The organism is Rhizobium sp. CCGE531 (assembly GCF_003627795.1).
Taxonomy (GTDB): Bacteria; Pseudomonadota; Alphaproteobacteria; order Rhizobiales; family Rhizobiaceae; genus Rhizobium.
On the sequence record NZ_CP032684.1, the window covers coordinates 186,986 to 199,892 of the forward strand.

15 protein-coding genes are annotated in these 12,907 nt (G+C 61.9%); 8 read left to right on the top strand and 7 right to left on the bottom strand.

Annotated features, from left to right (window positions below):
• Positions 1-90: 90 nt before the first annotated feature.
• The 5 genes from CCGE531_RS00900 to CCGE531_RS00920 all read left to right on the top strand — a co-directional run bounded on the left by CCGE531_RS00900 (position 91) and on the right by CCGE531_RS00920 (position 2,972).
• Positions 91-501, top strand: coding sequence for an HIT family protein (locus tag CCGE531_RS00900; protein WP_120662500.1), 411 nt, complete (start codon positions 91-93; stop codon positions 499-501).
• A complete protein-coding gene (nudC, locus tag CCGE531_RS00905; protein WP_120662501.1) occupies positions 498-1,457 on the top strand; it encodes an NAD(+) diphosphatase in 960 nt (319 codons plus the stop codon). The genes CCGE531_RS00900 and nudC overlap by 4 nt, the downstream gene beginning before the upstream one ends.
• Before the next feature lie 12 nt (positions 1,458-1,469).
• Entirely contained in the window at positions 1,470-2,156 is a 687-nt protein-coding gene (locus CCGE531_RS00910) for a YafY family protein (protein ID WP_120662502.1), read from the top strand.
• An 82-nt stretch (positions 2,157-2,238) separates the two neighbouring features.
• Positions 2,239-2,475, top strand: coding sequence for a hypothetical protein (locus CCGE531_RS00915; RefSeq protein WP_120662503.1), 237 nt, complete (start codon positions 2,239-2,241; stop codon positions 2,473-2,475).
• A 128-nt stretch (positions 2,476-2,603) separates the two neighbouring features.
• A complete protein-coding gene (locus CCGE531_RS00920; RefSeq protein ID WP_120662504.1) occupies positions 2,604-2,972 on the top strand; it encodes a VOC family protein in 369 nt (122 codons plus the stop codon).
• A gap of 218 nt (positions 2,973-3,190) precedes the next feature.
• Here CCGE531_RS00920 and CCGE531_RS00925 read toward each other — a convergent pair whose 3' ends face one another.
• Positions 3,191-4,465 carry an IS4 family transposase gene (locus tag CCGE531_RS00925; protein ID WP_245458850.1) on the bottom strand — a complete coding sequence of 425 codons (1,275 nt, stop codon included), beginning with the start codon at positions 4,463-4,465 and terminating at the stop codon, positions 3,191-3,193.
• A 361-nt stretch (positions 4,466-4,826) separates the two neighbouring features.
• Between CCGE531_RS00925 and CCGE531_RS00930 the strand changes: the two genes are divergently transcribed.
• Positions 4,827-5,225: a VOC family protein gene (locus CCGE531_RS00930; RefSeq protein ID WP_120662505.1), complete on the top strand. Its 399-nt coding sequence runs from the start codon at positions 4,827-4,829 to the stop codon at positions 5,223-5,225.
• 123 nt (positions 5,226-5,348) lie between these two features.
• On the opposite strand, the gene CCGE531_RS00935 is transcribed toward CCGE531_RS00930, so the two are convergent.
• Together CCGE531_RS00935 and CCGE531_RS00940 are read right to left on the bottom strand one after the other, a co-directional pair.
• Complete coding sequence (locus CCGE531_RS00935; RefSeq protein WP_120662506.1) at positions 5,349-6,203, bottom strand: prephenate dehydratase; 855 nt, start codon at positions 6,201-6,203, stop codon at positions 5,349-5,351.
• A gap of 25 nt (positions 6,204-6,228) precedes the next feature.
• The gene (locus CCGE531_RS00940) at positions 6,229-6,984 is read right to left on the bottom strand and encodes a 3-deoxy-manno-octulosonate cytidylyltransferase (protein WP_120662507.1); all 756 of its coding nucleotides are present in this window, start codon (positions 6,982-6,984) and stop codon (positions 6,229-6,231) included.
• A gap of 151 nt (positions 6,985-7,135) precedes the next feature.
• Between CCGE531_RS00940 and CCGE531_RS00945 the strand changes: the two genes are divergently transcribed.
• The gene (locus tag CCGE531_RS00945; RefSeq protein ID WP_120662508.1) at positions 7,136-7,717 is read left to right on the top strand and encodes a cytochrome c family protein; all 582 of its coding nucleotides are present in this window, start codon (positions 7,136-7,138) and stop codon (positions 7,715-7,717) included.
• Between the two features lie 61 nt (positions 7,718-7,778).
• On the opposite strand, the gene CCGE531_RS00950 is transcribed toward CCGE531_RS00945, so the two are convergent.
• Both CCGE531_RS00950 and CCGE531_RS00955 read right to left on the bottom strand, forming a co-directional pair.
• The gene (locus CCGE531_RS00950) at positions 7,779-8,936 is read right to left on the bottom strand and encodes a patatin-like phospholipase family protein (RefSeq protein WP_120662509.1); all 1,158 of its coding nucleotides are present in this window, start codon (positions 8,934-8,936) and stop codon (positions 7,779-7,781) included.
• 224 nt (positions 8,937-9,160) lie between these two features.
• Positions 9,161-10,105 (bottom strand): AEC family transporter, encoded by a 945-nt coding sequence (locus CCGE531_RS00955; RefSeq protein ID WP_120662510.1) that lies wholly within the window; start codon positions 10,103-10,105, stop codon positions 9,161-9,163.
• Between the two features lie 399 nt (positions 10,106-10,504).
• Between CCGE531_RS00955 and CCGE531_RS00960 the strand changes: the two genes are divergently transcribed.
• A complete protein-coding gene (locus CCGE531_RS00960) occupies positions 10,505-11,497 on the top strand; it encodes an adenosine kinase (protein WP_120662511.1) in 993 nt (330 codons plus the stop codon).
• A gap of 97 nt (positions 11,498-11,594) precedes the next feature.
• Here CCGE531_RS00960 and CCGE531_RS00965 read toward each other — a convergent pair whose 3' ends face one another.
• Positions 11,595-12,194 carry a cadmium resistance transporter gene (locus CCGE531_RS00965; protein WP_245459041.1) on the bottom strand — a complete coding sequence of 200 codons (600 nt, stop codon included), beginning with the start codon at positions 12,192-12,194 and terminating at the stop codon, positions 11,595-11,597.
• Between the two features lie 98 nt (positions 12,195-12,292).
• Entirely contained in the window at positions 12,293-12,832 is a 540-nt protein-coding gene (locus tag CCGE531_RS00970; protein ID WP_120662513.1) for an SH3 domain-containing protein, read from the bottom strand.
• Between the last annotated feature and the right edge of the window lie 75 nt (positions 12,833-12,907).

The window sequence follows — 12,907 nt, forward strand, 5'->3', positions numbered from 1 at the left end:
CGGATGCACATATCGGCAATATCGTCATCAAAAGCAAGCCAAGGTCAAAAAAAACTGCTAAACATTTGATAAAACAATGGAGGACGCCCCTTGAAGCAGTTCACGCTCGACGACCGTCTGGCGAATGACAGCGTTTCCGTCGCGATCACCGGCCTTTGCGACGTGCGGCTGATGAAGGATCGCCGCTGGCCGTGGCTCGTGCTGATACCCCGCAGGCCCGACAAATCGGAGGCTTTCGAGCTGACGCCGCTCGACCGGGTCTTGCTGACCTTCGAAACCGACAAGGTCGCAAGCGCGTTGAAGACGGTGACGGGTGCTGCAAAAATCAATGTCGGGGCACTTGGAAATATCGTCCGTCAGCTTCATGTTCATGTCATTGCGCGGTTCGAAGGTGATGCCAACTGGCCAGGCCCCGTCTGGGGCTACGGCAAGGCGGAGCCCTATTCGGACGAAGACATGAACAGCCTCATAGCCAAGTTGCGGGAAACGCTTTCACAATGAGCCATTCCATCTTTTCCTCGGATGCGCCGCATCCGGAAGCCAGCAGTCTCACCGCCTTTGCGGAAAACCAGCTCAACCGGGATGCGGAGCACCGCGACGAGGAAACGATCAAGCATGCGCTCGCCAGGGAGGGTACGCATATCCTGGCCTTCGCCCAGGAACGGCTGGTCCTGAAGCATGACGGGCAGGTGCTCGACCCGCTGTTTGCCCGCTACGAGCTGCAGGAGCTCGATCCGAATTGGGAGGAAGCCGTGCTGCTCGGCTATCGCAAGACCGGTGAGCCGAGGCTTGCGGTGCCCGTGCGGGTCAATGCCGACGAACTTGCCAGCCAGTATAAGCCCGCCGACATGCGCGCGCTCTGGCGGGATCTTTTGCTCGAAGGCGAAATCCTCGGCGAGGCCGCGCAGGGCATGAGCCTCATCCGCTGGAATGGCGACAATCGCTTCTGCGGCCGTTGCGGCTCGGCGATGGAAAGCCGCATCGGCGGCTACAAGCGGGTGTGCACGGCCTGCGAACATATGATTTTCCCGCGTACCGATCCGGTCGTCATCATGCTGACGATTGACGAGGAAAGGAATCGCTGTCTGCTCGGCCGCAGCCATCATTTTGCGCCGGGCATGTATTCCTGTCTCGCCGGTTTCGTCGAGCCGGGCGAAACCATCGAGAATGCGGTGCGCCGCGAGACGCACGAGGAATCCGGCATCCATATCGGCCGCGTGCGCTATCATGCGTCGCAGCCCTGGCCCATGCCGCATTCCCTGATGATCGGCTGCTATGCCGAGGCGAAGTCGACGGACATCCACATGGACGCGGCCGAGCTCGAGGATTGCCGCTGGTTCACCCCGGAAGAGACGCTTGCCATGCTCGACCGCGTCTCTGCCTCCGGCAACACCTCTCCGCCCAAGGGCGCCATCGCCCATCGCCTGATGCGCGACTGGGTGGAGTGGAAGCGCTAGGACTATCCTGCCATGGCCCGCTCCGAACGCTTGCTGACGCTGCTGCAGACGCTGCGGCGATATCGTCGTCCGGTCAGCGGTGCCGTTCTAGCGGAGGAAACCGGCGTCAGCCTGCGCACGCTCTATCGCGATATCGCCAGCCTGCAATCGCAGGGTGCCATGATCGAGGGCGAGCCCGGCATCGGTTATGTTCTGAAGCCGGGCTTCATGCTGCCGCCGATGATGTTTTCGCAGGATGAGATCGAGGCGCTGGTGCTGGGATCGAGATGGGTGGCGCGCGCGACCGATGCGCGCCTGGCGGCCGCTGGCACCGACGCTCTCGCCAAGATCGCCGCTGTGCTGCCGGCAGAGATGCGCGAGGCGATTGATCAGGCGGCGGTGGTCGTCGCCACGCGCCGCATCACGGAAGACAAGGCCGATCTTTCCCTCATGCGCAAGGCGATCCGCACCGAGCGCATGGTGCAATTGACCTATGGCGACGTGAACGGCGCCATCTCGACCCGGCGCATTTGGCCCTTCGCGCTCGGCTATTTCGACAATGCGCGCATCGTCATGGCCTGGTGCGAGCTGCGCCAGGATTTTCGCCATTTCCGCGCCGATCGCATCGTCGATTTCGCGGTGCTGGAGGCGCGCTACCCGCGCCGCCGCATCGCGCTCGCACGGGAATGGCACGCCCGCGAGGGCATGGCCCACGATTGATTTGCCAGCGCACACTACTGCCAGAAACTGTCAGTAGGTGTGACTATGATGGGCACCATCCAAGCAGGAAGGAGGACCGATCATGGCAAGCAACGTTGTCATCACCATGAAACAGGCGCATCACGGCGGTGCCGAGATGTACGAAGACAAATATCTTTCAATGCCGGCATGGCCCGCTCGCCTCTCGCAGATTGCACTTGGCTATTTTACCCGCCGCTGGGATCGCCTCGATATCGAGGAAACGCCGAATTCCGTAAAGCGCGACCTGGGCTTCCTGGACGGCCGCGCCCCTTACCGTGAGGAAGACCGGATGCGCTGAACGCATCCGCTAATTTCAGGCTCACCGACCGATACGATCCCATTGCCCTTCTACCGGCAGGCTCCGCCCTGCCTGCCGGATCGCATCCCTATGCCCTTATATCCATCAAAAACCAGAGGAATATCCACATGACCAGCCCGAATCTCATCATCTTCTACGTCAAGGACCCCGGCGAAAGCTCGCCATTCTATCGTGACCTTCTCGGCCGCGAGCCAGCCTTCGCCTCGCCGAACTTCGTGGCCTTCTCGCTCGACAACGGCCTCAGCCTCGGCCTCTGGCGCCGCAGCAGCGTCGAGCCGCAGCCCTCCGCCATCGGCAATCGCGGCGAATTGGGCTTCATGGTCGAAGGCGCCGGCGCCGTCGAACAGCATTACAAGGATTGGAAGGCACGCGGCCTGCCGATCGCGCAGGAATTGACGATGATGGATTTCGGCCCGACCTTCGTCGTGCTCGACCCCGACGGCCATCGTCTTCGTGTTTGTGAGCCGGATAAGTAAATCGAAATCCTCGCTTGCCCCTCACCCTCTCCCGCGATGTGGCAGGGCAATCGCATGTGAGGCACATCGGCGCTGCAAGTTCCTTCTCCCCTCGGGGAGAAGGTGGCCCGAAGGGCCGGATGAGAGGGCTGACCGTTTTGAATGCGGGGATTTTTGTGCGCTTGGCAGGCACCCCCTCATCCGCCTATCGGCACCTTCTCCCCGAGGGGCTATTGGATTCACACATTGTCGGCGGCGGAGAGGAGGAGTGCTACGCCGCGCTTGGCGGCCTGGAACTGTTGCCATCCGTCGAGCATGACGATCGGTCCTGGCTTTCCGTAGTAGCCGGTCCATCCGCCGAGGCGGGCGCAGACCCAGGCGGCATAGGCCAGCGACCCTCTGGGATGGGGGTTCTTCTGTTTGGCGGTCTTGCCCTCCAGCTTGGCGCAGAAGGCTTCCAGCAGCGGCTGGTCGCTTGGCTCGAAGGCGTCTTCGATGGGGCGCAAGGTGGCGCCGGGCGGAGCGCCGTCGCGGGCATGGACCAGTTGCTGCACGATCACGGCCGCGACGAAGGCAGCCATCACCAAATTGCTCAGCGCGCCCTCGTCCTCGATGCGCAGGCCTTCGATATCAAAGCCCTGCGTCTTCAGGGTGCGGAACAATTGCTCGATCGCCCAGCGACGGCGATAAAGGGCGATGACCGCCGCCGCCTCGTCGGCATCCGACACGGCATAGCTTGTCAGCAGCCGCCAATGGATCGGCGTCTCGCCCGGTGGTGCGGCGGTCTCGCGCACATCCACCAGATAAAGACGTACGCCATCCGGGGTCTTCCTGTAGATGCCGTTCTTCGGGGGCAGCAATGTCACCGCGCTGAAGCGGATCGCCAGTTGCGTGTCGCGCTCCTTGCGGCCCGGCTTGGCCGGCAGGCTAAAGGCTAGGTTGACCGCAACCGGCAAGGCATCCGCCAGACAAAGCAGCGACGGCTGGTCCTTGCCGAGGCTGCGGTCCCTCGCAACCCGGATGACGAGGTCGACATTGACGGGTCGGCGGGCGAAGGCCTCGTAGATATCGCTTTCACGGTCGGCAATGATGGTGATGTGGCGTGCAGCGGCGCAAACCTTCGCCGCACGATCGGCGCCCTCCAGCCAGCGATAGCTCTCCTTCTCCTCGATCGGACGCGCGCGCTGCGTGCCGCGCTCGCCCTGGTCGCGGCTTAGAAACTGCCCGTGGATTGCCCCGACGATCGCGCCATCGTCGGCGTCGACCCCGATCATCGCATGCAGATAAAGACCGCCACCGCCGTCGGAGCGGACCACCGTCGTATCCTGAATGGCCAGGATATGCCGATCCGCGCAGCGGCTAGCCGTGCGCAAGGCCGCCTCATCGATCATCGCCTGCGGATCGACCGCTCCATTGCGCAAGAACCGGCTCAAGCGGATCTCTCCGGCCCGATTGCCGCCGAGCTTGCGCACCCGCATTCCCTGGCCTGCCGTCGAAACCAGGCGCTCCAGCAAGAACGCCCCCCTTTTTCCAGCCGACGGTCGCCAAACCGTCCCAAGCTCAAATCATCCATCGCTCAATTCTCCTGCCGGCAGCAACAGAATCAGAACCTCATTCCATACGCAATTCCAAATGTGTGAATGCCATAGCCCCGAGGGGAGAAGGGGGACGCGGCAACGACCTCATTTCGTGTGCGATTCCCCGGCCGCTTGCGGGGGAGAAGGTGGCCGACAGGCCGGATGAGGGGTTTGAGGCGAACGATTAGTAATCATTTCATCAAAGTGGCTTGCCGAGCAGTCACGCCGATTCTTCGAGTTGACTTACGGCATTCGCAGAAGAGACTGATTGATAAATCCAGAGCCATGCGAGGAACAATTGCTCCATCACATCTCATTCGGCGTGTCGAATATCGAGAAATCCGCCGCGTTCTACGACGCGGCCTTTGCACCGCTTGGCTACGTCAGGGTCTGGGAAGACTTGAACCCCGGCGATCCCGACCAGGCGATCGGATACGGCCCGCCGGGTGGAGGCGATAAGTTCGCCGTCAAATTGCGAGGCAAGGAAGCCCATGCGCCAGGTCCAGGCTTCCATCTCGCTTTTGCCGCGCCAAGCAGGGAGGCGGTTGTCCTCTTCCATGAAGCCGCACTGGCTCACGGCGGCGCGGACAACGGGCCGCCTGGTCTCCGGCCGCATTACGGGCCGAATTATTTCGCCGCCTTCGTCATCGATCCGGATGGGCATCGCATCGAGGTCGTTACCAAGGCTGCGGAATAGCCGCTCGGCGGAGACCATAAGGGTACTGCAACCCGCCCTCATGGTTCGAGGCTGCAGCTCCCTTCGGCAAGCTCAGGGTGCTTTCGCACCTCACCACGAGGTGGCCCGGGTTCGCGTCGGATCTTAAAGATCGCCCCGCATCGGATGGCCCTTGTAGACGCCGAGGATGCGGACCTTTTCCGAGAAGAAGCGCAGTTCCTCCAGCGCGCGGCGCACATGCGGATCCGAAGGATGGCCCTCGATGTCGGCATAGAACTGCGTTGCTACAAAACGGCCGCCGAGCTGGTAGCTTTCCAGCTTCGTCATGTTGATGCCGTTGGTGGCGAAACCGCCGAGCGCCTTGTAGAGGGCGGCGGGAATATTGCGGACGTTGAAGACGAAGGTGGTGACGATCTTCTCGTCCGGCGCGCTGCGCTCCGCCCAGTTCTCGTCGCGCGACAGCACGACGAAGCGCGTCATGTTGTCTTCGGTGTCCTCGACATTCTCGGCAATGATTTCCAGGCCATAGAGATCGGCAGCGAGTCTTGGCGCCAGCGCCGCCATGCTGCGGTCGCCGGTTTCCTGCACCAGCTTGGCGGCACCCGCCGTATCGCCGGCGATAACAGGCTTCCAGCCATTGGCGCGCACGATGTTGCGGCACTGGCCGAGCGCGTGGATATGGCTGTGCACCGTGCGGATCTCTTCCTTCTTGACCCCCGGCAGCACCATCAGCTGGAAGCGGATCGGCATGAAATATTCGCCGACGATATGCAGGCGCGATTCCGGCAGCAGATGATGGATATCGGCGACACGACCGGCGATCGTATTTTCGATCGGAATCATGCCGAGATCGGCCTCGCCGTTGTCGATGGCGGAAAAGGCATCCTCGAAGGTCTGGCAGGGCAGCGGCTCCATGGTCGGGAACATGTCGCGGCTCGCCATGTCGGAATTGGCGCCGTAGTCGCCCTGGAACGAGATCTTGTTGGTCTTGCTGATCATGGAACTGCCTTTGGAGGGACTGCCGTCAAAGAGAGGCGGCGGAGAGGATGCGTCTGGCCTTTTCGAGGTCGGCGGGAGTATCGACACCGAGCGGAACCGTGTCAACGATCTCGACATCGATGCGCATGCCGGCCTCCAGCGCTCTCAGCTGCTCCAGTGATTCGCGCAGCTCAAGCGGCGATGGGCCGGCCTTGACGAATCGCTCGAGCGCGGCGCGGCGATAGGTGTAGAGGCCGATATGGTGATAGAGCGGCCCCTTGCCGTAGGGCGCGGTGGCGCGGGTGAAATAGAGGGCGCGCAGGCGGCTATCCGAGATCGGCGAGCCGACGACCTTGACGACGCTCGGCAGGGTCTTCTCTTCCTCGTCCTTGATCTCGACGGTCAGCGTGGCGATGTCGACGGCCGGGTTTTCGAGCGGGCGCAGCGAGGCGCGGATGGTGTCGGGATCGATCGTCGGCAGGTCGCCCTGCACGTTGACGACGATTTCGGCGCGGCCCTGCGGGTCCACGGCCTGCAGCGCCTCGTAGATGCGGTCCGAGCCGGATTGATGATCGCCGCGTGTCATGACCACCTCGAAGCCGGCATTGGCGACCGCGGCATAGGTATCCGCATGGTCGACGGCGACGACGATGCGACCGATCGCCGCCTCGCGCGCGCGCTTGGCAACCTGTACGATCATGGGCAGGCCGCAAATATCGGCAAGCGGCTTGCCCGGCAGGCGCGTGGAAGCCATGCGGGCGGGAATGAGGACCAGCGTCTTGTCTAAATTTGGATCTGTCATTGTTGGGCCTTCTATTCCCGAGGGAAAAGTGTCAAAACGTCTCACGATGGAGGCCGTTTGCAGAGTTGCAAGAAACAGCCAAAAGACATAGGTTTCGCGCGAATTCAAGATGGGCCGGCGGAGGATGCTGGCGGCGAGGGGAGCATAGCAGATGAATTCATCCTACGTGAACATGGGTGTCGGGGCGCTTTTGGCCACGCTGTTCGTGTTGAAGTCCGTGTCGCTCGCGTCAGGATTTATTTTCCATTCAGAGACGCCGGAAAAGCCCGGTTTCGCCATTGTCGCGACCGAAGAACCGGCTGCGGGTGGCGACAAGGGTGCGGCCGCCAAGGCGGAAACGCCGATCGCCCAGCTGCTGCAGAAGGCTGACGCCAAGGTTGGCGAAACCATCTTCAAGAAGTGTCAGGCCTGTCATTCCGGAGAGAAGGGAGGACCGAACAAGGTCGGTCCCGATCTCTGGGCTGTCGTCGACCGCCCGGTCGCCGAGCACGAGGGCTTTGCCTATTCGGCCGGCATGAAGGAATTCTCCAAGGGCGGTTCGGAAAAGTGGACCTATGATCACCTCTATCACTTCCTCGCTGCTCCGAAAAAGTTCGTCGCCGGTACGGCGATGGGCTTTGCCGGCCTGCCGAAGGAAGAGGATCGCGCCAACGTGATCGCTTATCTGCGCACGCTCGCCGATACGCAGGTGCCGCTGCCGGATCCGAACGCTGCTCCGGCCGCCACGAACTAAAGCGATCCGCATTATGAATTGAGAACCCGGCCATCGCGGCCGGGTTTTCCGTGTTGCGCATTCACACCGAATGGCGGCGTGAACGCGTCCGCTGATCGAGGTCGAAGACCTTCAGCCCGTCTTCGGCGCTCGGAGGCATGCGCCAGTCTTCCGCGACCAGCGCCTTGCGGGCATCGCGCAGGCCGGCCTCCCAATGCTCATGCATCGATAGCGCCGAAAACTCGTAGTCTTTCGAATGCGAGCGGAACTGCTTGTTGCGGTAGATCAGGTGAATGATAGTGACGCCGTAGTCGGAGCAATGCTGTTCCAGCTTGCTGATGTCCGGATCGGCCTTGGCCTCTTCCGGAAGGCGGGCATAAAGCTCCGATATCGCGCGTCGCAGGCGATGACGTTCCAGAAAGAGATCGGTATTGAGCCGGGTGCGGCTGGAATAGGTGATGTCCTTGCGCCGCTCTTCCACCTCTTCCAGGTCCTGCGGCAGCGGGCCGACGGCGCTGAAGAGATCGACCTGGAAGACGACCGTGTCGATCGCGGCGCCGTTGCGTAGCACGTAAGTGAGCGGCGTGTTCGAGACGAGGCCGCCATCCCAGTAATATTCACCGCCGATCTTGATCGCCGGAAAGCCGGGCGGCAGCGCGCCGCTTGCCATGACGTGTTCCGGCGTGATTCTGATGTCCCGGTTGTCGAAGAAGGCGAAGTTGCCGGTGCGCACGTTGACGGCACCGAGGCTGAGGCGCACCGGACCATGGTTGATGCGGTCGAAATCGACATGGTCGAGCAGCGTCTGGCGCAGTTGCTCTGTATCGTAGACGCTGGTGGCACCCGCCGAGCCGCGCGCCTGAAACCAGGCCGGGAGCTGCCAGGGGGAGAAAAATCCGGGAACGCCGAAGGTCGATACCCACCAGCTGCTGACGGTGCGATAGAAGGGGTTCGTCTCTCGCTGCCGCTCCATCAGGAGGTCAACGGGAAGCTGGATTGTGACCTTGTTCCAGAAAGAGCGCAGCTTCTCGAGCCGCTCGCCCGGCACGTTGCCGGCCATGATGGAGGCGTTGATGGCGCCGATCGAGATGCCGGCGATCCAGTCCGGTTCGATATTCTGCTCTCTGAGTGCCTGAAAGGCGCCGGCCTGGTAGGAGCCGAGCGCGCCGCCGCCCTGCAGCACGAATACCTTCTGCGAATAGGCTGAAGCGGGATTGCTGAGTGGAGCTGCAATATTCATGTGCCATCCTTTGCTGCGCTCCGGGCGGCAAGGCCGGGATGCGCAAATATATGACCATTTTCCTGCCTGCTTCTCCGAATGCGGAGAAATGCCATTGCGAATCGGCGGGTCCGGACCGGCGATAGAGCCTTTCCGCTTTTCTTCGAATCGCGAAAACGCTCTAGCCCTTTTGTTTCCAGGCAATTCCGGACGGAAAACCGCTACGCACTTTTCCTGGAATTGCTCTAGCCGAGCAAATAGGCCCAGAGCGACACCGAGAATGCCCCGAGCGCTGTCGTCAAGGTAATCGTCGAGGCGGCGAGACTGTGACCGACGCCGAAGCGATTGGCAATCAGCCATGCGTTCACACCTGTGGGAACGGCGGCCGTGAGCACGAGCGCCGCCCGCCATTCCGGGCTGAGGCCGAGCAGAAGGCCGGCCGCCAGCACGCAGGCCGGCAGCAGAAGCAGCTTGAAGCCGGCAATCACGCTGGTGATGCCGAGATTGCCCGACAGCCCGTATTGGCGCAGCGCCATGCCGAGCGAGATCAGCGCCGCCGGGCCGGCGATATTGGCGATGCTGTCGACCACGGTGCCGAGCGTCGCGGGGATGGGAATGCCTGTGAGGTGGACGATGAGACCGCAGAAAAGCCCGATGACAAGCGGATTGCGCACGAGATTCCTGCCGACCTGTTGCAGCAATTCGCCGGTGCTGCGGCCGGCGCCGGCATTCTCCTTGCGCTCGGCCTGCTCCATCAACAGCGTGCCGGCGATCATCATGGTCGGCAGGTGCACGGCAATCAGGATCGACATCGCCATGACGCCGTCTGGCCCGACGGTGCGCCCCACCAGCGGCAAGCCGATGAAGATCGTATTAGCGAAGGCGGATGATACGCCCGCGAGCACGCCGATCCGCGCATCCCGCCCGAACATCCGCGTTGCAACGATATGGCCGGCAGTCCACGTGACGGCGACACCGGAGAAATAGGCAATCCACAGCCGAAACGGCGAAGCGCCGCGAAAATTCGCCTCGGCAATGGTCTGGAACAGCAAGAGCGGCACGGCGATCTTGAACACGAACTCGCTCATGGCTTCGCCGACCTCAGCTTTCAGAAGGCCGGTGCGCACGATGACCCAGCCGACGAGAATGAGCAGGAAGACCGGGAGGACGTCGGTGAAGATTTCGGACATGCCGGGCGTGGGCCGTGAAGATCGTGGCTCGGGAAGGGCTATCCGGAAGTTGTATCAGCTTGCCCGGCTGTGAGAACCCGTAAAAACAAAAAAGCGGGCAATGCCCGCTTGTGTGTCCGGCGCCGCCGGAAAGTCCCCCCCGGTGCACATGCCGCCAGTTCATCCGTGGTCGGCCCGCGTACCGGTGAGGCGGAAGGTATCATTCCTTCCCAGACTGGCTTGGAAACCTTGTGAGCTTCCCATCCCAGCCGCTAGATAAGCATTTAAAGATAGAAAGTGACAGACAAATGACTGACTGGAATTAAGTTGGCCGCGCTGGCGCTGATTTTTCTTCCAAACTTCGGAAAAACCGATAATACCGGATACCGGCTATCACCAAATACCGGGATCCTCCAATAGATGACTCGTTTCGATGTACTGACCGTTGGCAACGCCATCGTCGACATTATCGCCCGTTGCAACGATCAGTTCCTGATCGACAACACGATCACCAAAGCCGCGATGAATCTCATCGACGCTGAACGCGCCGAGCTGCTTTATTCGCGCATGGGCCCGGCTCTGGAAGCCTCGGGCGGCAGTGCCGGCAATACGGCGGCGGGCGTGGCGAATTTCGGCGGCAGGGCGGCCTATTTCGGCAAGGTTGCCGAAGATCAGCTCGGCGAGATTTTCGCGCATGATATCCGCGCCCAGGGCGTGCACTACGAGACCGAGGCAAAGGGCACCTTTCCGCCGACGGCCCGTTCGATGATCTTCGTGACCGAGGATGGCGAGCGCTCGATGAACACCTATCTCGGCGCCTGCGTCGAACTTGGGCCTGAAGACGTCGAGGAAGAGGTCGTCGCCGATGCCAAGGTGACCTATTTCGAAGGCTATCTCTGGGATCCGCCGCGCGCCAAGGAAGCTATCCGCGATTGCGCTCGCATCGCACACGCCAATGGCCGTGAAATGTCGATGACGCTGTCCGACAGTTTCTGCGTCGGCCGCTATCGGCACGAATTCCTGGACCTGATGCGTTCCGGCACCGTCGATATCGTCTTCGCCAATCGCGACGAGGCATTGTCGCTGTACGAGACCGATGATTTCGAGAAAGCACTGACGCTGATATCAGCCGATTGCAAGATTGCGGCTGTGACGACAGGCAAGGACGGCGCCGTGATCGTGCGCGGCAACGAACGTTATGTCGTCGATGCCCATCCGATCGAGGAGCGCGTCGATACGACCGGCGCCGGCGATCTCTTCGCCGCCGGTTTCCTGTTCGGCTATACGCAGGGCCGTAGCCTGGAAGATTGCGGCAAGCTCGGCAACCTCGCCGCGGCCATCGTCATCGAACAGATCGGCCCGCGGCCGATGCGGTCGCTCTCGGAAGCCGCAAAAGAATTCGGGCTTCTCTGACGAAGGTCGTCTTTAGATTCCTCTTTGGCAGGTCGCGGAAGCCGCCTCCGGCAGATCGCTGGGGCGGCTTTTGCTGTGACGCTGGCAAACGAGGCTGTCACCGAAAGAGCGTCGCGGTTCCCGCCTCATACAGGATGAGGATGCCGAGCGCGATCAGGACGAATGGCACGATCCTATGGCCGTGTCGCCTGATCGGTGCGCCCAGCTTCGGGTGATTGACGAGGGAATGCGCCGCGCCCAGCCAGGCCGCCGTCAGCACGGCGAAGATGCAGCCGATGGTCAGGATCTCGTAAGCGGAGCGGGTGGCGAAGAGCGGCGTGTAGATACTGATATTGTCGCCGCCATTGGCGATCGTCACCAGCGCGACGGCCGCTATGTTGCCGTGCCCGGCAGCGGCCTTCTGGTGATCTTCCGCATCATCCCCTGTCTCGGCGCCGTTCCAGATCTCCCACAGTCGCCTCAGGCCAAAGTAGATCGGAGCAAGGCCGAGCAGGCCGATATAGGCGGCGGGAATGACGAGCACGAGCAGCGAGGCGATGGCGCTGAAGCCATAGAGCGCGCCGATGCCGAGATATTGGCCGATGACGATCTGCCTCAAGCGGAACTTCGGGTCGGCAAAGAAGCCGAGGAGAACGAAGATGTCGTCTATATTCGTCGAAACGAACGTGGCGATGGCAACGCCGAAAACACCAAGCACAGAACCCAAGATCGCCGGTCTCCCTTTGCGATACCGGATATATCATCGGGCCGGAAAAGTCGCATGGCTGCATTTGTCGCGGAACGACGAGGATTTCGTTACCTGAAGGCTTCGCCGGGGTAAGCGCCCCAGATCTCGGATTGAGCAACCCAGCCCTCGGTACCGTCGGCGGTGACGTGGCACCAGTCGCCGGTGCACTCGCGAATGTTCATCATCACGCCGGGCTGAAGCTTGGCGATGACGGCGGCGGATGGCTGGGATTCGCGGCGCATGTTGACGAAGACGGCCTTGCCCTTGCCCTTCATCCACGGTGCGGCGATGGCCGAGCGCTGGCCCGACAGCAGCGACTGGTTGACCCAGCCCTCCGTGCCGTCGGCATCGCGCACGCGCCGCCAATTATCATATTCCTGGATGATCTCGACCGGCAGTCCCTGCTTGAGATAGAGCCACGACACCGCATAGTCGGCGCTTGGCCCGATACGCAGATTGACCCGCTTCGATTTCAGCGTGACGAATCGCGGCAGCGGCAATCCGCTCGGTCCCTTGGCGGCCTGGGCGGCGGCAAGATCCGCTGACGCAGCGGCCATCAACAGGCCGATTGCGAAAATGGCGCAGGACTTCAATACTTTGCCACGCATGGGGATTTCCGTTCGTTCGTCATGACAAAGGCGCCATTCCGGCAACCTTTCGCTCCGGTGAGCGGCAAATCCCCG